Raw genomic sequence first — 19180 nt, 5'->3', positions numbered from 1 at the left:
CTGTTATTAACGCTTTGCAATCTAATGTCCCATATTTCACGGCGCGTGCGCGGCGCGTAAATGTAGGACATGCGCTCTTGCGCATGGTTCGCAAGAACGCCCTATGATTGGCGGGTTCCGGTCCGTGCCGGGTCGTAGACCCGTGCCCGCACGCCGCATCGCTGTCCCCGCCGACCCCGCAGAAGCGGAGCCCTTCCATGCATGTACCCGACGGTTTCATCAACGCACCTGTCTCCGTGGCCGCCGGAGTCGCCGCAGCGGGCGCCGTCGCGGTCAGCCTGCGCGGCGCCCGCCGTGAACTGGACGAGCGCACCGCGCCGCTCGCCGGGCTGATGGCGGCCTTCATCTTCGCCGTGCAGATGCTGAACTTCCCGGTCGCCGCCGGTACCAGCGGGCATCTGCTCGGCGGGGCGCTGGCCGCGATACTCGTCGGGCCCTACACCGGGGTCCTCTGCGTCACCGTGGTGCTGCTGATGCAGGGCATCCTCTTCGCGGACGGCGGCCTCACCGCCCTCGGCGTCAACGTCCTGGACATGGGCGTGACCACCACCGTCGTCGCGTACGTGGTCTTCCGGGTGCTGATGCGGGCCCTCCCGCGCCGCCGGAGCACCGTCACCGTCGCCTCCTTCGTCGCCGCGCTCGTCTCCGTACCCGCCGCCGCCGTCGTCTTCACGCTGATCTACTGGATCGGCGGCACCACCGACATCTCCATCGGCAAGGTCTTCACCGCGATGGTCGGCGTCCACGTCCTCATCGGCATCGGCGAGGCCGTCATCACCGCCGCGACCGTCGGTGCCGTCATCGCGGTCCGCCCCGACCTGGTGCACGGCGCCAAGGGCTTCGCCAATCCGCTCAAGCTCCGCGTGGACGGGCAGCTGATCGACGCCGTCCCCGCCGCACCCGTGAAGGCGGCCCCGAAGCCCGCCGTCGCCGTCGCGTCCCGCTCCACCCGCGGTCTGCTGGCCGCCGGGCTGCTCACCGCCCTCGTGCTGGCCGGATTCGTCTCGTACTACGCCTCCTCCAGCCCCGACGGACTGGAGAAGGTCGCCGCCGACAAGGGCATCGACCGGAACACCGAGGAGCACGCCTCCGCCGACTCCCCGCTCGCCGACTACGGCGTGAAGAACGTGGACGACGCCCGCCTCTCCGGCGGCCTCGCCGGGGTCATCGGCGTCGGCGTCACCGTCGTCGTGGGCGGCACGGTGTTCTGGGCGATCCGCCGCCGGCGCAACGACGGCGGAGACCTCACGGCCGGACCGGCCGCCGCACCGCTCGCCGAGAAGGTCTGAGCCGCCCGATGGGTTCCGGCCACGCACACCGGCTCTTCCGGCACGGGCACTCGCCCGTCCACCGGCTGCCCCCGCACTGCAAGCTCGCCGCCGTCTTCTGCTTCGTCCTCGTCGTGGTCTCCACCCCGCGCGAGGCGGTCTGGGCCTTCGTCCTCTACGCGGTGCTGCTCGCCGCCGTCGCGGCGGTGGCCCGGATTCCGGCCGGGTACCTGCTGAAGCGGCTGGTCGTCGAGGTCCCGTTCGTGGCGTTCGCTCTGCTCATGCCGTTCGTCGTACCGGGGGAGCGGACCGAGTTCCTCGGCCTCCATCTCAGCGTGGCCGGGCTCTGGGGCGCCTGGAACGTCCTTGCCAAGGGCACCCTCGGCGTCGCCGCCTCGGTGATCCTCGCCTCCACCACCGAACTCCGCGCCCTGCTGCTCGGCCTCCAGCAGCTCAGGCTGCCGCCGCTCCTCGTCCAGATCGCGTCGTTCATGATCCGGTACGGGGACGTCATCACCGACGAGATGCGCCGGATGTCCGTCGCCCGCCGCTCCCGGGGCTTCGAGGCGCGCGGCGTACGCCAGTGGGGCGTCCTCGCCAAGTCGGCCGGCGCCCTCTTCATCCGCTCCTACGAACGCGGCGAGCGGGTCCACCTGGCGATGGTCAGCCGGGGGTACGCGGGCACCATGCCGGTCATCGACCAGGTGACGGCCTCCCGAGCCCAGTGGGCGTACGCGGCGGCGCTCCCGCTGCCCGCCCTCGCCGTCTGCCTCCTCGGCTGGGCCCTGTGAGAAGCCCTTCGGCCGGCCGGCGCCCCACGGCCCGCAGAACGCTCCGGCGGACTCCCCGTACCTCCCCTTCCGTACATCTGCTGGGATGAACACATGAACAGCCCGATCGCCCCAGGCCCGGCTCCCGCCTCCGCCCCCGTGCCGCCGTCCCTCGAGGTCAGCGGCCTCGCCTACGCCTACCCCGACGGGCACCAGGCGCTCTTCGGCGTGGACCTGACCGTCGCCCGGGGCGAACGCGTCGCGCTGCTCGGCCCCAACGGCGCCGGGAAGACCACTCTCGTCCTCCACCTCAACGGCATCCTCGACGCGGGTGCCGGAACCGTCCGCGTCGCCGGACTCCCGGTCGGGAAGCGGAACCTCGCGGAGATCCGCCGCCGTGTCGGCATCGTCTTCCAGGACCCCGACGACCAGCTGTTCATGCCCACCGTCCGCGAGGACGTCGCCTTCGGCCCCGCCGCCTCCGGGCTGCGCGGAGCCGAACTGGAGGCCCGGGTCACCACCGCCCTCGGCCGGGTCGGCATGGCCGAGTACGCCGACCGCCCGCCGCACCACCTCTCCTTCGGCCAGCGCCGCCGGGTCGCCGTCGCCACCGTCCTCGCCATGGAGCCGGAGATCCTCGTCCTCGACGAGCCCTCCTCCAACCTGGACCCGGCCTCCCGCCGCGAACTCGCCGACATCCTCCGCTCCCTGGACGTCACCGTCCTGATGGTCACCCACGACCTTCCGTACGCCCTGGAGCTCTGCCCCCGCGCGGTCATCCTCAGCGACGGCGTCATCGCCGCCGACGACCGTACGCAGGACCTCCTCCTCGACGAGGAACTCATGCGCGCCCACCGGCTGGAGCTGCCCTTCGGCTTCGATCCCGGCTCCGTGACCGTCGGGGCCTGACCCGCCCCCCACTCGACCTGCGCGGCAATGCAGGATGGGGGGATGAGCGGGAGCGCGGAAGCAGGCGTGGACGTACGGGGCACGGTGGCGCCCGGATTCGAAGCGGTCCGGGACGCCTTCGTACGGAACTTCGAACAGCGCGGTGAGCGGGGCGCGGCCGTCGCCGTCTACCGCGACGGGCGCAAGGTCGTGGACCTCTGGGCCGGTACGAGGGACGTGGACGGCACCGAACCCTGGGCGGTCGACACCGTCCAGATCGTCCGCTCGGCGGGCAAGGGCATCGCCGCCGCCGTCCCCCTGATGCTCCACCAGCGCGGGCAGGTCGACCTGGACGCCCCGGTCGGCACGTACTGGCCCGAGTTCAAGGCGAACGGCAAGGAGCGCGTTCTCGTACGCGACCTCCTCGCCCACCGCGCCGGAGTCCCCGCCCTGGACCGCCCGCTCACCCCCGCCGAGGCCGCCGACGGCCACACCGGGGCGGCCGCCGTCGCCGCCCAGCGGCCCCAGTGGGAACCCGGCACCGACCACGGCTACCACGCCCAGACCTACAGCTGGCTCATCGGCGAACTCGTCCGCCGGGCCACCGGCCGCACCATCGGCCGCTGGATCGCCGAGGAGATCGGCCGCCCGCTCGGCCTCGACTTCTGGTTCGGGCTCCCCGCCGACGAAGCCCACCGCATCGGTCGCATCGGCCCCGTCGAACCGCCCGCGACCGGCGACCCCGGCGCCCTGCGCATGCGGCCCAAGCGCGCCGTCACCGAGGCGTACGCCGACCCGCACTCGCTCACCCGCCGGGCCTTCGGCGCGATCGACCCGGACCCGGACGAGAACGACCCCGCCTACCGGACCGCCGAACTCCCCGCCTCCAACGGCATCGCCACCGCCCGCGCCCTCGCCCGCTGCTACGCCGCGATGATCGGCGAGGTCGACGGCCACCGCCTCTTCGCCCCCGCCACCCTCACCCTCGCCCGCACCGAGGAATCCTCCGGAGCCGACCGGGTCCTCGTCGTCAACACCCGTTTCGGACTGGGGTACATGCTCCACGGCCCCGCCGCCCCGCTGCTCGGCCCCGGCTCCTTCGGCCACCCCGGACGCGGCGGCTCCCTCGGCTTCGCCGACCCCGAGTCCCGTATCGCCCTCGGCTACGTCACCAACGGCCTCCAGAAGGGAGTCACCGCCGACCCGCGCGCCCAGGCCCTGGTCCGGGCGGTGCGCTCGGCGCTCTGAGGCGGGTCGGCCCCCGCGTGCGCACGGCCCGAGTCTCGTCCAACTCCATCTCAGGTGGGCGCGGTTCCGTGCAGCACCCGTGACCACACCCGCCCCACCGCAGTACGGTCGCCCCCATGACACCCCATGCTCTCCCGCGTTTCGACGGCCACGGCGTCCTCATCACCGGAGCGGGGCAGGGGGTCGGCGCAGCCACCGCCCGCCGGCTCGCCGCCGAGGGCGCTTCGGTCCTCGTCACCGACCTGGACCCCGACCGGGCCGCCGCCACCGCCGCGCGGATACGGGACGAGGGACGGGCCGCCGACTCCCTGGCCTGCGACGTCGGCGACCGGGCGGCCGTGGAGGCGGCGGTGGCGTACGCGGTCGCCGCCTTCGGCCGCCTCGACGTCCTGGTGAACAACGCCTACGCGGCGGGCCCGGACGCCGAACTCTTCGAGGACGAGAGCGACGAGATCTGGCAGCGCGATCTCGACATCTGCCTCGGCGGCGCCTTCCGCTGCTCCCGCGCCGCCCTTCCGCACCTCGCCGCCTCCGGCCGGGGCGCGATCGTCAACATCGGCTCGGTCAACGGTGAACAGGACTTCGGCGGCCACGCGTACAGCGCCGCGAAGGCGGGTCTGGCCAGTCTGACCCGCACCCTCGCCGGCCATGCGGGACCACGCGGGGTGCGCGTCAACCTCATCGCCCCCGGCACCCTGCGCACCGATGCCTGGACGGGCCGCGAGGCCGAACTCGACCGGGCCGCCGCCCTCTACCCGCTCGGCCGCGTCGGCGAACCGGACGACATCGCCGCCGCCGTCGCCTTCCTCGCCTCCCGCGACGCGTCCTGGATCACCGGCACCACGCTCAGGGTCGACGGCGGACTGCTCGCCGTCCACACGGGCTTCAGGCGGGCGATGGCGGGGGAGTGAGCGGGCGCCCGGCTCTCAACCCGCGTGCAGCATCAGCCCGATACCGACCACCATCAGCCCGGCCGCCGCGATTCTGGGGGCGCCGAACCGCTCCTTGAAGAGCAGGGCGCCCAGCGCCGCCCCCACGAGGATCGAGGACTCGCGCAGCGCCGCGACCGGGGCGAGCGCCGCGCGGGTCTGCGCCCACAGCACCAGCCCGTAGGCGAGGACCGAGAGGGCCGCCCCGAGCAGACCGCGTACCGCCAACGGGGCCAGCTGGGAGCCCAGTTCACCGCGCCGGACGTACAGGGCGTACGCCGGTACGGCCACCCCCTGCGCGATCATCAGCCAGGCGACGTACCCCAGCGAACTGCCCGAGGCGCGCACCCCGACGCCGTCCACCGTGGTGTACCCGGCGATGGCGAGGCCCGTCCCGAGCGCCGCCAGCAGGGCCGGCCAGTCCGGACGGCTGCCGGATCCCCGGATGCCCCACAGGGCGAGCCCGACCAGCCCGGCCGAGGCCACCGCCACGCCCGCCGTGGCCCAGGCACCGGGCCGCTCGCCGACGAACACCGCCGCGAGGACCGTCACCACGAGCGGGGCCGTACCCCGGGCGATCGGATACATCTGGCCGAAGTCGCCCAGCGTGAACGACCGCATCAGCAGCAGCATGTACGCGAGATGCAGCACCGCCGAGACGCCCAGGTACGGCCACGCCCCCGCGTCCGGGAACGGCAGGAAGGGCGCGGCGGCCGCGCCGATCAGCAGACCGCCGCCGGAGATCAGCGTGAAGGAGAGCAGCTGGTCCTTGAGCGCGTGGGCCAGCGCGTTCCACCCGGCGTGGGTGAACGCCGCCAGCAGCACCGCGCAGACGACCAGAGGGGTCACGCGGCCCGCTCGCGCACGTCCACCACCGTGCCCCCCGCGTGGGCGATCAGGCTCTTCGGGTCGAGCGGGAACACCGTGTGCGGGGTCCCGGCCGCCGCCCACACGACTCCGTGCTCCAGCAGGCCCTGATCGGCCAGCACCCGGGTCTTCGTCACGTGCCCGAAGGGCGGTACGCCCCCGATCGCGTACCCGGTGGCCTCGCGGACCACGTCGGCGCCCGCGCGCTTCACCTTCGCCGCGCCCAGCACCTCGCGCACCCGCTCCACGTCCACCCGGGAGGCGCCGTCCATCAGGACGACCACCGGGACGCCGTCGGCCACGAACACCAGGGACTTGGTGATCTCGGCCAGTTCGCAGCCGATCGCGGCGGCGGCCTCGGCGGCGGTACGGGTGGCGTCGGGGAAGCGGCGTACCTCGACCTGGAGCCCCGACTCGGCGAGCGCGGCGGCGAATCGGGGGTGTGCCTCGGCGTGCGCGGCGGCGGCGGACTGCGCGGCCTGCGCGTCGGATGCGGTGGTCGGCTGGGGCTCGGCGTCGGGGCCGGTGGTGGAAGTGCTCATGATCGGCAGGCTACTCGCGCGAACGGGCGTCGTGCAGAACCGTATTGGTGCGGGGCGTCCGGATCAGGACATGGTGGTGCGCCGGGCCCTGGCCGGGCCCGGCGCACCAGTCGTCGGAGGAGGAGCGATATCCCTCGGGGTTCACCCCGCGCGCAGTACCGCCGCGACGACCGGGCCGGCCGCGGTGCCGCCGTGACCGCCGGACTGGACCACCCCGGCCGCCGCCAGGTCGTCGCTGAATCCGGTGAACCAGCTGTTGGACTTGCCCTGCCCGTCGACCTCCGCCGACCCGGTCTTCGCGCCCTTGTCACCCCCGACCGAGGCCATGGCCTCGGTGCCGGTGCCGCTGGGGTCGGTCGCGGTGAAGCGCATCATGTCCCGCAACTGCTGTCCCACGGTGCCGGGAAGCGGCTGGGCGGTGGCGAACGGCCGGTCGTCCAGGTCGCGGGCGACGAGGTAGGGCTGCTTGAAGGAACCGTTCTTCGCGGTTGCGGTGACCGACGCCATGTCCAGGGGGCTCATGGTGACCTTGCCCTGGCCGATGTAGGAGGCAGCGGTCTCGGCTCCGGCCGACTCGGGGACGCTTCCGTCGAAGGACGCGATGCCGGTGTGCCATTCCTGGCCCAGACCGAAGTAGTCGCGGGCCTCCTGGCCGAGTGCCGTGCCGGCCACCTTCCTCTCGGTCAGCGGCTTGACCGGCTTGATGAAGGCGGTGTTGCACGACCGGGCGAAGGCGTTCTTCAACGTGCCGTTCGGGATGGAGAACTCGTCGAGGTTGTGGAAGGTGACTCCCTCCCACGGGACGGTCGACGGGCACTCCACGGGGGAGTCGATCGTTCCCAGGCCGTTCTGGATGATCATCGCCGCCGTGATGATCTTCATCGTGGAGCCGGGGGCGAGCGTGCCCTGCATGGCCGCGTTGTAGCCGTCGGCCCGGTTGTTGGCGATGGCCCGTATCGCGCCCGTCGACGGCTGGACCGCCACCACGGAGGATTCGTCGAACTGCTGCACGGCCTTCTCCGCCGCTGCCTGCACGTTCGCGTCGATGGTCGTCTTCACCTCGCCCGCCTTGCCCTTGGTGAGCGTCAGCAGGGAGATGGCGGGAGTGTTCTCGTCCCCGCTCTCGATCGACGTCTCGATACCGGCGGTGCCGCCCGACTGTGCGCCGTACCGGTCGCGCAGGGAGGCGATGACCGGCCCGAGCGACGGGTACTCCTCCGCGGTCAGCACCTTGCCGTTGCGGTCCACCGCCTCGATCTCCGGCGCGGACGACTCCCCGGTGACGAGCGTCGCTCCCGCCGTCAACTTCGGGTGCACGACGGTGGGCTGCCAGTCGACGAGCGCCTTTCCGGTGGTCAGCCCGCGCACCACGGTCAACTCGGAGGAGTACGAGAGCGGCTTGCTCTGCCCCTCGAACGAGACGGTCCCCTTCACCGTGTACGGGACCTTCGCGCCGACCGCCGGACCCGGGGTGATCACCACGTGCTCGATGTGCGCCTCGGTGGAGTACCCGGTCAGTACGGGCTCCGCCTCGACCGGGTTGTTCGTCAACTGCGAGGCGGCGGCGCCCTTCCCGGAGGACCAGGCCGCGAAGAACGCCTTCGACGCCTCGGCGATCTCCTTCGTGTCCGGCGGCCCGGTCTTCACCACGGCGGCCTTGGTGCCCAGGCCGTCACCGCCTCCGCCGTCGAACAGCACGGAGTACGCCCCGTAACTCAGCCCCCCGGCCACCAGCACGAACACTCCGCCGACTATGGCGACTTTGGCTCCGCCTCGCATGGTTGCGGCCCCTCCCCCGAGAATCCTTCTTGAACATGTTCAAGAACCTGTCTGCGAGGATGACTGTACGGGACATGCGTGGATGCGGCGAAGGTTGTTACCAGACCGGAACGATGGTTTCGGCTGGGGGCGGGGAGCGCTTTCCCGCCCCCCCTGGCCCGCGTGAGTGACCGGGTGTGGTAACGCCCTCGGGTGCGTCAGCCGCATCACACCCAGGAATCCAGCCACATCCGGTTCCGCCAGTCCGGCTCCGGGATCGGTGTCCCCGTGTAGAGCGGCCAGAAGTAGATGAAGTTCCAGACGATCAGCAGCACCAGCAGCCCCGCCGCCACCGCGCCGATCGCGCGGCGGCGTTCGCCGGTGGGGTCGGAGGTGGGGAGGCCCAGCTCCGCGCGGGTGCCGGTGCCGGCGGCTGGGCCGATCATCGCGCCGATCATCATCGTGACGGCGAGACAGAGGAAGGGCACGAAGACGACCGCGTAGAAGAAGAAGATCGTGCGTTCCTGGTAGAAGAACCACGGCACCCACCCCGCCGCGACCCCGCAGGCGATGGCGCCCGCCCGCCAGTCGCGGCGGAAGAGCCACCGCCAGACCACGTACACCAGGGCGAAGCAGGCCGCCCACCAGAGCAGCGGGGTGCCGAGCGCGAGGACCTCGCGGGCGCACTTGCCGGTCGCCGAGTCGGGGCAGCCGGGCTCCTCGTAGAAGTACGAGACGGGGCGGCCGAGGACGATCCAGCTCCAGGGGTTCGACTGGTACGTGTGGCCGGAGGTCAGGCCCACGTGGAAGTCGTAGACCTGGCGTTCGTAGTGCCAGAGGCTGCGCAGCCAGTCGGGGAGCCAGGTCCAGCCGCCGCTGCGGCCCTCCTCGGTGTCCGCCCAGTGGCGGTCGTACCCCTTGTCCGTGATCAGCCAGCCCGTCCAGGAGACGAGGTACGTGGCCAGCGCGACCGGGACCGTGGAGACGAAGGCGGGCAGCAGGTCCCGGCGGAGGACCGCCGCGTACGGGCGGAACGCGCCGGCGGTGCGGCGGGCGCCCACGTCCCAGAGGACCGACATGACGGCGAACGCGGCCAGGATGTAGAGGCCGTTCCACTTGGTGCCGAAGGCGAGGCCCAGCATCAGCCCGGCCGCGAGCCGCCAGGGCCGCAGGCCGAGGCGCAGGGTCTCCGCGATCCGGGCGTCCGGGCGGAGCACCCCCTCCTCGTCCACCGGGAGGGCTTCGGCGAGCTTGCGGCGGGCCCAGTCGCGGTCGTTCACCAGGCAGCCGAAGGCCGCGACCACGAAGAACATCAGCACCAGGTCGAGCAGTGCGGTGCGGCTCATCACGAAGTGCAGCCCGTCCACCGCGAGCAGCAGGCCCGCCAGGCACCCCAGGAACGTCGAGCGGAACATCCGGCGCCCGATCCGGCACAGCAGCAGCACGGACAGGGTGCCGAGCAGGGCCACCATGAACCGCCAGCCGAACGGCGTGAGGCCGAACACCTGCTCGCCGAGCCCGATGACCCACTTCCCGACCGGCGGGTGCACCACGTACCCGGGGTCGACGGGGACCTTCACCTGGGACGGGTCGCTCAGGATGAGCTTGTCGACGTCCTTGGGCCAGGCGCCTTCGTACCCCTGGTTGATCAGGGCCCAGGCGTCCTTGGCGTAGTACGTCTCGTCGAATATCACCGCGTCGGGCTGCCCCAGCCGCCAGAAGCGCAGCACCCCGGCGACCAGGGTCACCAGGAGCGGGCCGCCCCACCCCGACCACCTTTCCAGCCGGTCCGCGAGGGACGGTGGCACCCCGAGGACCCCCCAGGTGCGGGGGCTCGGCCGGTTGTAGGGAGGGATGAGGCGTTCACGCAGCCCGATGTCCTTCCGGGGCACGTGGCCGAAGCGGTGCAGCCGCCGCTCCCAGGGAGAAGGCTGCTCGCCGGGGAGTTCGTCCCCGGCGTCGTGGCCCTGCCGGGCGTCGGGCGCAGTACTCGTCACCGCGCCATCGTAGGGAAAGCATCTGTGCGAGGGGGGCCGCCGGGGCTGGGAGGATGGTTCCTGTGACTGAAACGCCTGGAACGCCTGGAAAGCCGACGACCGGAACGCTGGTTCTCGCGGGGACCCCCATCGGCGACGTGGCGGACGCCCCGCCGCGTCTCGCCGCCGAGCTGGAGACGGCCGACGTCGTAGCGGCCGAGGACACCCGCCGGCTGCGCCGCCTGACCCAGGCGCTCGGCATCCACACCACGGGGCGGGTCGTCTCCTACTTCGAGGGGAACGAATCCGCCCGCACCCCGGAGCTGGTCGAGGCGCTGACCGGCGGCGCACGGGTGCTGCTGGTCACCGACGCGGGGATGCCGTCCGTCTCCGACCCCGGCTACCGCCTGGTCGCCGCCGCCGTCGAGAAGGACATCAAGGTCACCGCCGTGCCCGGTCCCTCGGCGGTCCTCACCGCGCTGGCGCTCTCCGGTCTGCCGGTGGACCGGTTCTGCTTCGAGGGCTTCCTGCCCCGCAAGGCGGGCGAGCGCCTCGGCCGCCTCCGCGAGGTCGGCGACGAGCGCCGCACCATGGTCTTCTTCGAGGCCCCGCACCGCCTGGACGACACCCTCGCCGCGATGGCCGAGGTCTTCGGCGCGGACCGCCGGGCCGCCGTCTGCCGCGAGCTGACGAAGACGTACGAGGAAGTGAAGCGCGGCCCGCTCGGCGAGCTGGCGGTGTGGGCGGCCGAGGGCGTACGCGGTGAGATCACCGTCGTCGTGGAGGGCGCGGGCGACACCGGCGCCGAGGAGCTGGACGCGGCGGAGCTGGTGCGCCGGGTCCAGGTCCGCGAGGAGGCGGGGGAGCGCCGCAAGGAGGCCATCGCCGCCGTCGCCGCGGACGCCGGGCTGCCCAAGCGCGAGGTGTTCGACGCGGTGGTCGCCGCGAAGAACGCCGCCCGCACGCCGGGCACGCCCACCGTCTGAGCCCCCTGACCACAGCGTGTTGCGATAGTCCCGCCTGCCGGACGACGCCACTTCGACGACACGGCCTACTCCGTCAGCACCCCGTGGACCGTCGCCACGAACGGGTCCCCGAACGACACCCGCCGGGTGCAGACGGCGGCCAGCGCGGTCCCGGAGTCCGGGCAGTAGCCGAGGAACGCCTGCTGCCCGGGGGTCGCCCCGGCGTGGAAGTTCACCGGACCGTGCGGGGACGCGTGCTGGAACCACGTCAGCGTGTGGGTGTGGGTGTGCCGGAGGCCCCGGCGCAGTACCGGCCGCCGCATCCCCGCCAGCGCGGCGGCGAGCGGCGCGTCCGGCGGCGGTACGAACGGGGTGACCCCGGCCGCCTCGGTCCCGGCGTACGCGCCGCTCGCCGCGAGGTGTGCTTCCAGGAAGGTGAGCAGGTCGTGCGGGGTGGACCGGACGGCCCCCGCCCCGGCGAACCCGCCGATGTCGAGCACCGGCACCGGCGCCCCGCCGCGCCCGTGGCCCGTCGCGTCGGCACCCGGGCGCCCCGGGCCGAGCGCGGTGGCGTCCAGGTGCAGCGGGGCGAGCACCTCCTGGTGGACGAGGACCTCCCAGGGGGTGCCGGTCGCGGCGGCGAGGGTCTGGGCCAGGACCGCGACGGCGAAGTTCGAGTAGTGCCAGCGGGTCCCCGGCGCGTGGCGCGGGCGGGTCCGCAGGAAGGCGCGGACGACCCGGTCGGCGCCGTAACCTGCGTACGGGGCGGTGGTCCAGCGCGGTACCGCCTGCGGGTAGAAGCCGGCGGGCAGTCCGGGCAGCCCTGAGGTGTGGGTGACCAGATGGCGCAGGGTGATCGCCCGTAGGGACGGATGCACCGGGTGGCCGGGCGCCAGGAGTTCCGCGGCCGGGGCGTCGTACGAGAGGCGCCCCGCGGCGACGAGCCGGGCGAGCAGCAGCCCGGTGAAGGTCTTGGACGCCGAGCCGAGCTCGTACCGGAGCCGGTCGCGCGGCCGGTCCCGCGGTTCCGGCGCGGTGCCGGTGACGTGCAGGGTGCGGTGCCCGTGGCGGCTGAGCGCGAGCACCAGGTCGGGTGCCGGGCCGATCGCCTCGGCCGCCCCGGCGAGGAGCCGCGCGTCGGCGCCGGGGTCCGGGCCGCCGGGGCCGTCGGACGCGGTACGGGCGAGGGTGGGGACCGTACTCACGCGGAGGCCGCCGAGGTGAGGTCCGACAGGGAACGGGAGACCGCCAGCGCCGAGGCGAACGCGGCCACCAGCGTCGGGTGGTAGACGAGGTCGAAGACCCACTCCGGGTCGCCCTCGGGCATTCCCTCCAGCACCGGCATGGCCCCGTCCGGTTCCTGCGCGGCGGCGAAGGCGTCCCAGGCCGCCGGGTCGAGCGTCGGCTCGGGCAGACAGGCGTCGATCACCAGCAGCTCGCCGAGGAGGTCCCAGCGCTTCAGGTCGGTCCAGTCGTCCAGCCAGACGGGCAGCCAGAGCGCGAGGTAGTCGGCGATCTCCGGCGGCAGTCCGTCGGGTGACAGGCCCCAGTCGGTGAGGTGGAAGACGGTGTGGGTGATGTCGTAGGCGATGTGCCCCTCGACGGTCCACGGCTCGGGCCGGGCGGCGAGCCAGGTGCGTTGGAACGCCTCGTCCTCCGGGACGCTCGCGGTCAGCCCGAACCGGCGCTCGACCGTGGCGATGCCGAGACGCCGCACCGGGTTCACCTCCAGCCGGCCCCAGCTGGTGAGGCGGCGGTTCAGGCGCACGGCCGCTTCCAGGTCCGGGTGGCGGTAGCCCAGCTCCTTGAACGGTACGTACACCTCCATCGGCGCCGGGCAGAGCGGCTCGCGGCGCTGCCCGTCCAGCAGCCGGTGTCCGGAGTCCAGCAGCTCGTGCCAGGCGAAGTCGAGGAGGGAACGGGCGAGGGAGGCCTGCTGGGACCCGGCGACGCCCTCCCGGAAGATCACCTTGCTGATGAGCGCCAGCTCACCGAGGGGCTTGAACCGGTCCAGCATCCCGGCCTCGGGGGAGGGGTCGTCCTCCAGCCGGAACCCCTCCCGGTGGGCGTGCAGCCACTGGAGAGCCTTCGCTCCCACCTCGTGGATCTGCTGGATACCGCTCATGCGCAGTGCTTCCTTTCGGGCGAGGCGGACGGGGCGGACAAGGCGGACGGGGCGGACAAGGCGGGCGCGGTGGGGTCTTCCAGCCTGGCCGCGGTGAGCGAGGCGGCGAAGACCGTCACCAGCGTGGAGTGGTAGCAGGCCAGGAACGGGTACGGCTCCTCGTCCGCCGCGCTTCGGGGCGCGACGGGCGGGCCGGTCTCCGGGAGGCAGCCGCTCGGGTGCTGCACCCGGGCGAGCGCGGGCCAGGCCTCGGCGAACAGCTCCACCGGCGGTGCTCCCGGCAGGCCCGCGCCGACCGCCAGCAGTTCGGCGGTGAGGTCCCACTGGTGGCTCTCCAGACAGCCGTCCGTCCAGGCGGGCAGCCAGGTCCGCAGATAGACGTCCAGGTCCTCCGGCATCCGCTCGGGGGCGACTCCCCAGTCGGTGACGTGGTACGCCGCGTGGGTCAGGGAGTAGCCGGAGGAACGCTCCAGCATCCAGGGCTCGGACAGCCCGCCCAGCCAGGTGCGGCGCAGCACCTGCTCGGCGTCCGCGTGCGGGGCGATGCCCACCCGGCGCTCGGAGTTGATCAGCCCCAGCTGCCGGTTGGCGTGCTGCTCGGTGACCGCCCAGCCCCGGGTGGCCGCGACCCGGCGGGCGAGCCGCTCGAAGCCCTCGTGGCGGAGCCCGTGCCCGGCGAAGGCCGCGTAGATCTCGAACGGGTACGCGGCGAAGGGCTCGGACCGCAGGAGTTCCAGCAGCAGATCCCCGGAGCGGGTCTGCTCCCAGGCGAACGCCACCAGCCGGTCGGCGGTGGTGTGGGCCGGATCGTCGGGGGCGGTGACCCGGTGGGCGGTGCTGCACAGCTGGGCGAGTTCGCCGAGCGGCTTGAGGGTGTGGTCGACCTTGGTGTGCGGCTCCAGCACGTCCTCGGGGAGGACGAAGCCGGCCAGGTGGTCCTCGGTCCAGACCAGAGCGCGGTCGCGCACCTCGCGTACGAGGACGGTGAGCGCGGCGACGGCGGCCCGGTGCTCCGCCGCGCCCCCGCCCCCGGGGCGCGCCGCCGTCGCCCGGTCCGCCGTCGCCTGGTCCGCCGTCACCTGCCGCGCTCCTCGGTCATCAGCCGGGCGGCGCGGACGTTCAGGGCCACCCGGGGGTCCTGGCCGCCCATGAGCTCGACGAAGTCGAGTCCCCGGTCGAGACCGAGCGTCGGCGGCTCCCCGCCCAGGGCGGCCAGCCAGCGGCCGGTGCCCGAGGCCTGGAGCCAGTCGCGGCGGCGCACCGCGCGGACGAAGCCGCGCGCGAGGTCGGTCACCCGGCCGCGGGCGACGTCCGCGACGGAAGACGCCGCCGCCGGGACGGCGAGCGGCGTGAGGAGGGAGAGCTGGTGCGAGAACGCCTGCCAGGGCGCGTCGCTCAGGCCGGCGACACCGGGCTCGTCCAGGACGGCCGTGGCGCCGGGCGGTCGTCCGACGGTGATGGAGGGGGCCACCCGGTGCAGGGTGGAGAGCATCGCCCAGTGGCCCCAGGCGGCGGAGGGCGAGGCGTCCGGTCGCGGCGGGAACTCCTCCACCGCGCGGTGGAAGACCGCCACGTCGCCGGGGTGCGGGTTCTGTCCGTACAGCACGCTGGGCAGCAGCAGGTCGGCTCCGATGACCCGTACCGCGGCGATGCCCGTTCTGTCGTCCTCGTGGATTCCGGCCGCGCCGCACACCGTGGCGAGGTGGCCCCCGCTCCTAAGAGCGAGGACCACCTCGTTCGCCAGGTCGTGCACCGCGTCCGAGAGCCGGGACGAAGCGCTTGACTGGTTCATGGGCTGAGAGTCAGCCCTTCTTCGGCCGCGGGGTGGGCGGCGAGAGGAGGAGCAGCGAGCCACCCCCGAGAAGCGCCAGGTACGCGCACTCGCGCGAGTCGCGGTACAGGCCCTCGACCTCGCCCGGGTTGAGCGCGGCCTCCAGGTCGGTGTCGAGGTCGGTCGTGGTGGTGGGGGTGATTTCCGTGTGCATGAGCGTTCCCGTTCTGTTCTGTGGAAAAGCCGGGGTTGCGTGTACTTGCGTACGGATTGAGTGAAAACCAGATAAGCGAACCGCGCAAACCGGACGTGCTGTTTTGTTGAGGTGCGGAATTCAATTGAATGCTCAATTCATTCCGCACCTCGTGAATGCGCCCCCAGTGCGCCCCTGTGTAGCCCTTTGGCTGCGGGGATTGTGCGCTCGTCGGCCCTGTCCGGACGCCCAGCGCGCGGAGGTGTGGACGCCGGGAAATGCGCCCCCCGAAGGTGTGAACAGGCGGTGCACGCCCGCGCGCCGCCAACGGCTGGTTTCGTGCGGGGCGCCCTCGCACCATGCGCGAGCCAAGGGCTCACCAAGGAGTCCAAGAACGCATCAACACTGCTCCTGAGCCGGTGCGTTTCACATTCGGCGGGTGTGCACTGGGAGGTGGAAACACTCGGGAGCGGCTTGTCCTGCGGACAAGAGGAGCAAGTATGAGTGAGATCGCGGTGACCACGGTCCATGAGGCCTATGCCTTCGCCTGCATGCGATGTGGACACGGTTGGGAACAGGCCTACGAAATAGAGCACCACGTCGACCGCGACGGCAATGCCTTCGTGGTCTACAAGGCCGACGGGGAGCGGGTCCCCTCCCCTCTGTCGACCCCGACCTGCACGAACTGCGGCGGCCACGTGGTCCGCATCATGGGTTCGGGACGGGTCTCCCTCGTGCAGCAGCTGCTGCAGGGCAACCCGCGGCGCGATCCGACCGGCACCACCGCCGCGGGACGCGACGACGACGAGCGGGTGGCCGCCGTGGCCGTACCGGCGGGAGCCGGAGCCGCCCGCCACTGGCACCTGTCGGACCTGTTCCACCCCTTCCAGCGCCGCTGACCGGGGCCGCTGACCAGGCGCGCCCGCCCGTGTCCCCGGACCCCGGGCGGGCGCCCTCCCGTCCCGACCTCCTCGTACGATCAGGGCATGAGCCGTACCGAAGCGCCGCCGCTGCCCGAACCCCTGGGGGTTCCGGTCGCCGATTCGCACACCCACCTGGACATGCAGGACGGCACCGTGGAGGAGGCCCTCGCCCGGGCCGCCGCGGTCAACGTCACCACCGTCGTCCAGGTCGGCTGCGACCTCGCCGGGTCGCGCTGGGCCGCCGAGACGGCCGCCGCCCACCCGCAGGTGCACGCCTCGGTCGCCCTCCACCCCAACGAGGCGCCGCGCATCGTCCACGGCGACCCCGAGGGCCGCACCCGCGAAGGGGTCCGCGCCCCGGGCGGCAAGGCCGCGCTGGACGAGGCGCTCGCGGAGATCGACGCGCTCGCCGCCCTCGCCCACGTGCGCGGCGTCGGCGAGACCGGCCTCGACTACTTCCGTACCGAACCCGAGGGGCGCGCCGCCCAGGAGGAGTCCTTCCGGGCGCACATCGAGATCGCCAAGCGGCACGGCAAGGCGCTCGTCATCCACGACCGCGAGGCCCACGCCGACGTGCTGCGGGTCCTCGCCGAGGTGGGCGCCCCGGACCGTACGGTCTTCCACTGCTACTCCGGCGACGCCGAGATGGCACGGATCTGCGCGCGGGCCGGCTACTTCATGTCCTTCGCCGGCAACGTCACCTTCAAGAACGCCCAGCCGCTGCGTGACGCCCTCGCCGTCGCCCCGGACGAGCTGGTGCTCGTCGAGACCGACGCCCCCTTCCTCACCCCGGCGCCCTACCGGGGCCGCCCCAACGCCCCCTACCTCATCCCCGTCACCCTCCGGGCGATGGCCGAGGTCAAGGGCGTGGACGAGGACACCCTCGCCGCGACCGTCGACGCCAACACCGCGCGGGCCTTCGACTACTGAGTGTGCGCGCGGGCTGCGTACGCAACCGCGTACGCATTCGCCCGTAGGCTTAGTGGGTGAGCAGCACAGAGTCCGACGCCCTCCTGGGCCCCGCAGACATCCGCGAACTGGCGGCGGCGCTGGGCGTACGCCCGACCAAGCAGCGCGGCCAGAACTTCGTCATCGACGCCAACACGGTCCGCAGGATCGTGCGCACCGCCGAGGTGCGGCCCGACGACGTCGTCGTCGAGGTCGGGCCGGGGCTCGGCTCGCTGACCCTGGCGCTGCTGGAGGCGGCCGACCGGGTCGTGGCCGTGGAGATCGACGACGTCCTCGCCGCCGCCCTGCCCGCCACCGTCGAGGCCCGGATGCCCGGCCGCGCCGACCGGTTCGCCCTCGTCCACTCCGACGCGATGCTGGTCACCGAGCTGCCGGGCCCCGCGCCCACGGCGCTCGTCGCCAACCTCCCGTACAACGTCGCCGTGCCCGTGCTGCTCACCATGCTGGAGCGCTTCCCGAGCATCGAGCGGACTCTTGTCATGGTGCAGTCCGAGGTCGCCGACCGGCTCGCCGCCCGCCCCGGCAACAAGGTCTACGGCGTCCCCTCCGTGAAGGCCAACTGGTACGCCGACGTGAAGCGCGCCGGAGCCATCGGCCGCACCGTCTTCTGGCCCGCCCCCAACGTCGACTCCGGGCTCGTCTCGCTGGTCCGGCGCACCGACCCGGTCAAGACGTCCGCGAGCCGCACCGAGGTCTTCGCCGTCGTCGACGCCGCCTTCGCCCAGCGCCGCAAGACGCTGCGCGCCGCCCTGTCCGGGTGGGCAGGCTCCGCACCCGCCGCCGAGGCCGCGCTCGTCGCCGCCGGGGTCTCCCCGCAGGCCCGGGGCGAGTCGCTCACGGTCGAGGAGTTCGCCGCCATCGCCGAGAACAAGCCGGAGCTGCCCGCATGACCGAAAGTGCCGCCTCGACCGGAAGCGCTGCCGTCACCGTTCGCGTACCGGCCAAGGTCAACGTCCAGCTCGCCGTGGGCGCGGCCCGCCCCGACGGCTTCCACGACCTCGCCAACGTCTTCCTCGCCGTCGGCCTCTACGACGAGGTCACCGCGACCCCGGCCGACGACCTGACGATCACCTGCTCCGGCCCGGACGCCGCCCAGGTGCCACTGGACCGCAGCAACCTCGCCGCCCGCGCCGCCCTCGCCCTCGCGAAGCGGTACGGCATCGAGCCCGCCGTCCACCTGCACATCGCCAAGGACATCCCCGTCGCCGGGGGCATGGCCGGAGGCAGCGCCGACGGCGCCGCCGCCCTCCTCGCCTGCGACGCGCTCTGGTCCACCGGCGCCTCCCGCGAAGAGCTCCTGGAGATCTGCGCCGAGCTCGGCAGCGACGTCCCGTTCAGCCTGATCGGCGGAGCCGCCCTCGGCACCGGCCGTGGCGAGCTGCTCACCCCGGTCGGTACCGGCGGCACCTTCCACTGGGTCTTCGCCGTCGCCGACGGCGGACTCTCCACCCCGGTCGTGTTCGGCGAGTTCGACCGGCTCACCGCCGGTACGGACGTCCCCGAGCCCGCCGCCGCCCCGGCCCTGCTCGACGCCCTCGCCTCCGGCGACCCGGTCGCCCTGGCGAAGACCCTGAGCAACGACCTCCAGGCCGCCGCCCTCTCGCTGCGCCCCTCGCTCGCCGCGACCCTGGCCGCCGGCACCGACGCCGGGGCCCTCGCCGCCCTGGTCTCCGGCTCCGGCCCGACCACCGCTTTCCTGGTCGCCGACGAGGAGACCGCCCACCGGGTCGCCGCCGCCCTCACCGCCTCCGGCACCTGCCGCACGGCGCGGGTCGCGGAGTCCCCGGCGCCTGGGGCGACGGTGGTCTGAGGGGCCGGCCACTGCGGAGTCCGCATGCTCGCCCGCCGGGGAGGTGCGGTTCCGGATGGTGCTTCCTTCCTGCGGTCGGCGTCAGCCGAAGAGCATGAGGATGCCGAGAGTCGCGCGGACGACACCCACCACGAAGTGGACGGTTCCCAGCGCTTCGAGGACCATCGGGGGCACGGTC

The 19180-nt window shown here is 73.1% G+C and carries 19 protein-coding genes; 10 read left to right on the top strand and 9 right to left on the bottom strand.

Annotated elements, in window-relative coordinates; genetic code table 11:
- Nucleotides 1-197 precede the first annotated feature (197 nt).
- The 5 genes from ACWCSV_RS21995 (at nucleotide 198) to ACWCSV_RS21975 (ending at nucleotide 5085) form a co-directional block, all read left to right on the top strand.
- Nucleotides 198-1289 (top strand): energy-coupling factor ABC transporter permease, encoded by a 1092-nt coding sequence (locus ACWCSV_RS21995; protein ID WP_451144694.1) that lies wholly within the window; start codon nucleotides 198-200, stop codon nucleotides 1287-1289.
- 8 nt (nucleotides 1290-1297) lie between these two features.
- Nucleotides 1298-2059 carry a cobalt ECF transporter T component CbiQ gene (cbiQ, locus tag ACWCSV_RS21990; RefSeq protein ID WP_451144692.1) on the top strand — a complete coding sequence of 254 codons (762 nt, stop codon included), beginning with the start codon at nucleotides 1298-1300 and terminating at the stop codon, nucleotides 2057-2059.
- Between the two features lie 93 nt (nucleotides 2060-2152).
- Complete coding sequence (locus tag ACWCSV_RS21985) at nucleotides 2153-2947, top strand: energy-coupling factor ABC transporter ATP-binding protein (protein ID WP_451144690.1); 795 nt, start codon at nucleotides 2153-2155, stop codon at nucleotides 2945-2947.
- 66 nt (nucleotides 2948-3013) lie between these two features.
- Nucleotides 3014-4174 carry a serine hydrolase domain-containing protein gene (locus ACWCSV_RS21980; RefSeq protein WP_451144809.1) on the top strand — a complete coding sequence of 387 codons (1161 nt, stop codon included), beginning with the start codon at nucleotides 3014-3016 and terminating at the stop codon, nucleotides 4172-4174.
- A gap of 116 nt (nucleotides 4175-4290) precedes the next feature.
- Nucleotides 4291-5085, top strand: coding sequence for an SDR family NAD(P)-dependent oxidoreductase (locus tag ACWCSV_RS21975; protein ID WP_451144688.1), 795 nt, complete (start codon nucleotides 4291-4293; stop codon nucleotides 5083-5085).
- A gap of 15 nt (nucleotides 5086-5100) precedes the next feature.
- Here the strand turns inward: ACWCSV_RS21975 and ACWCSV_RS21970 are convergent, their stop codons facing one another.
- From ACWCSV_RS21970 to ACWCSV_RS21955, 4 genes are all read right to left on the bottom strand, one after another.
- On the bottom strand, nucleotides 5101-5952 hold the full coding sequence (locus tag ACWCSV_RS21970; RefSeq protein WP_451144686.1) for an EamA family transporter: 852 nt from the start codon (nucleotides 5950-5952) through the stop codon (nucleotides 5101-5103).
- A complete protein-coding gene (locus tag ACWCSV_RS21965) occupies nucleotides 5949-6512 on the bottom strand; it encodes a YbaK/EbsC family protein (RefSeq protein ID WP_451144684.1) in 564 nt (187 codons plus the stop codon). Before ACWCSV_RS21965 ends, ACWCSV_RS21970 begins: the two co-directional genes overlap by 4 nt.
- Before the next feature lie 141 nt (nucleotides 6513-6653).
- Complete coding sequence (locus ACWCSV_RS21960; protein WP_451144682.1) at nucleotides 6654-8291, bottom strand: penicillin-binding transpeptidase domain-containing protein; 1638 nt, start codon at nucleotides 8289-8291, stop codon at nucleotides 6654-6656.
- Between the two features lie 206 nt (nucleotides 8292-8497).
- On the bottom strand, nucleotides 8498-10267 hold the full coding sequence (locus tag ACWCSV_RS21955) for a dolichyl-phosphate-mannose--protein mannosyltransferase (protein ID WP_451144680.1): 1770 nt from the start codon (nucleotides 10265-10267) through the stop codon (nucleotides 8498-8500).
- A 62-nt stretch (nucleotides 10268-10329) separates the two neighbouring features.
- Here ACWCSV_RS21955 and rsmI point away from each other — a divergent pair, with 62 nt between their 5' ends.
- Entirely contained in the window at nucleotides 10330-11232 is a 903-nt protein-coding gene (rsmI, locus tag ACWCSV_RS21950; RefSeq protein WP_451144678.1) for a 16S rRNA (cytidine(1402)-2'-O)-methyltransferase, read from the top strand.
- Nucleotides 11233-11297: 65 nt separating this feature from the next.
- Here the strand turns inward: rsmI and ACWCSV_RS21945 are convergent, their stop codons facing one another.
- Genes ACWCSV_RS21945 through ACWCSV_RS21925 form a run of 5 tightly spaced genes read right to left on the bottom strand, consistent with a single transcriptional unit; the run spans nucleotide 11298 to nucleotide 15321 of the window.
- Nucleotides 11298-12416 carry a serine hydrolase domain-containing protein gene (locus ACWCSV_RS21945; RefSeq protein ID WP_451144676.1) on the bottom strand — a complete coding sequence of 373 codons (1119 nt, stop codon included), beginning with the start codon at nucleotides 12414-12416 and terminating at the stop codon, nucleotides 11298-11300.
- Nucleotides 12413-13336, bottom strand: a complete 924-nt coding sequence (locus ACWCSV_RS21940) for a DUF6895 family protein (RefSeq protein ID WP_451144674.1) — start codon at nucleotides 13334-13336, stop codon at nucleotides 12413-12415. The genes ACWCSV_RS21945 and ACWCSV_RS21940 overlap by 4 nt, the downstream gene beginning before the upstream one ends.
- Nucleotides 13333-14415, bottom strand: coding sequence for a DUF6895 family protein (locus tag ACWCSV_RS21935; protein WP_451144672.1), 1083 nt, complete (start codon nucleotides 14413-14415; stop codon nucleotides 13333-13335). The genes ACWCSV_RS21940 and ACWCSV_RS21935 overlap by 4 nt, the downstream gene beginning before the upstream one ends.
- Entirely contained in the window at nucleotides 14412-15128 is a 717-nt protein-coding gene (locus tag ACWCSV_RS21930; protein WP_451144670.1) for a hypothetical protein, read from the bottom strand. Before ACWCSV_RS21930 ends, ACWCSV_RS21935 begins: the two co-directional genes overlap by 4 nt.
- A gap of 10 nt (nucleotides 15129-15138) precedes the next feature.
- The gene (locus ACWCSV_RS21925) at nucleotides 15139-15321 is read right to left on the bottom strand and encodes a hypothetical protein (protein ID WP_451144668.1); all 183 of its coding nucleotides are present in this window, start codon (nucleotides 15319-15321) and stop codon (nucleotides 15139-15141) included.
- A gap of 479 nt (nucleotides 15322-15800) precedes the next feature.
- Between ACWCSV_RS21925 and ACWCSV_RS21920 the strand changes: the two genes are divergently transcribed.
- From ACWCSV_RS21920 to ACWCSV_RS21905, 4 genes are all read left to right on the top strand, one after another.
- Nucleotides 15801-16199 (top strand): hypothetical protein, encoded by a 399-nt coding sequence (locus ACWCSV_RS21920; protein ID WP_451144666.1) that lies wholly within the window; start codon nucleotides 15801-15803, stop codon nucleotides 16197-16199.
- Between the two features lie 87 nt (nucleotides 16200-16286).
- Nucleotides 16287-17153 carry a TatD family hydrolase gene (locus ACWCSV_RS21915; RefSeq protein WP_451144664.1) on the top strand — a complete coding sequence of 289 codons (867 nt, stop codon included), beginning with the start codon at nucleotides 16287-16289 and terminating at the stop codon, nucleotides 17151-17153.
- Between the two features lie 56 nt (nucleotides 17154-17209).
- Nucleotides 17210-18082 carry a 16S rRNA (adenine(1518)-N(6)/adenine(1519)-N(6))-dimethyltransferase RsmA gene (gene rsmA / locus ACWCSV_RS21910; RefSeq protein WP_451144662.1) on the top strand — a complete coding sequence of 291 codons (873 nt, stop codon included), beginning with the start codon at nucleotides 17210-17212 and terminating at the stop codon, nucleotides 18080-18082.
- A complete protein-coding gene (locus ACWCSV_RS21905) occupies nucleotides 18079-19002 on the top strand; it encodes a 4-(cytidine 5'-diphospho)-2-C-methyl-D-erythritol kinase (RefSeq protein WP_451144660.1) in 924 nt (307 codons plus the stop codon). Before rsmA ends, ACWCSV_RS21905 begins: the two co-directional genes overlap by 4 nt.
- The last annotated feature ends 178 nt before the right edge of the window (nucleotides 19003-19180 follow it).

It is taken from the genome of Streptomyces sp. NPDC001770 (assembly GCF_053596135.1).
This window is presented reverse-complemented; position numbering and strand designations above follow the sequence as displayed.

Bases quoted from the DNA above. Each gene is read 5' to 3' on its own strand.
- ACWCSV_RS21920 (WP_451144666.1), top strand. From the start codon at position 15,801: ATGAGTGAGATCGCGGTGACCACGGTCCATGAGGCCTATGCCTTCGCC.
- ACWCSV_RS21925 (WP_451144668.1), bottom strand. From the start codon at position 15,321: ATGCACACGGAAATCACCCCCACCACCACGACCGACCTCGACACCGAC.
- ACWCSV_RS21940 (WP_451144674.1), bottom strand. From the start codon at position 13,336: ATGAGCGGTATCCAGCAGATCCACGAGGTGGGAGCGAAGGCTCTCCAG.
- ACWCSV_RS21905 (WP_451144660.1), top strand. From the start codon at position 18,079: ATGACCGAAAGTGCCGCCTCGACCGGAAGCGCTGCCGTCACCGTTCGC.
- ACWCSV_RS21995 (WP_451144694.1), top strand. From the start codon at position 198: ATGCATGTACCCGACGGTTTCATCAACGCACCTGTCTCCGTGGCCGCC.
- ACWCSV_RS21985 (WP_451144690.1), top strand. From the start codon at position 2,153: ATGAACAGCCCGATCGCCCCAGGCCCGGCTCCCGCCTCCGCCCCCGTG.
- ACWCSV_RS21965 (WP_451144684.1), bottom strand. From the start codon at position 6,512: ATGAGCACTTCCACCACCGGCCCCGACGCCGAGCCCCAGCCGACCACC.
- ACWCSV_RS21975 (WP_451144688.1), top strand. From the start codon at position 4,291: ATGACACCCCATGCTCTCCCGCGTTTCGACGGCCACGGCGTCCTCATC.
- ACWCSV_RS21915 (WP_451144664.1), top strand. From the start codon at position 16,287: ATGAGCCGTACCGAAGCGCCGCCGCTGCCCGAACCCCTGGGGGTTCCG.
- ACWCSV_RS21960 (WP_451144682.1), bottom strand. From the start codon at position 8,291: ATGCGAGGCGGAGCCAAAGTCGCCATAGTCGGCGGAGTGTTCGTGCTG.
- cbiQ (WP_451144692.1), top strand. From the start codon at position 1,298: ATGGGTTCCGGCCACGCACACCGGCTCTTCCGGCACGGGCACTCGCCC.
- ACWCSV_RS21930 (WP_451144670.1), bottom strand. From the start codon at position 15,128: ATGAACCAGTCAAGCGCTTCGTCCCGGCTCTCGGACGCGGTGCACGAC.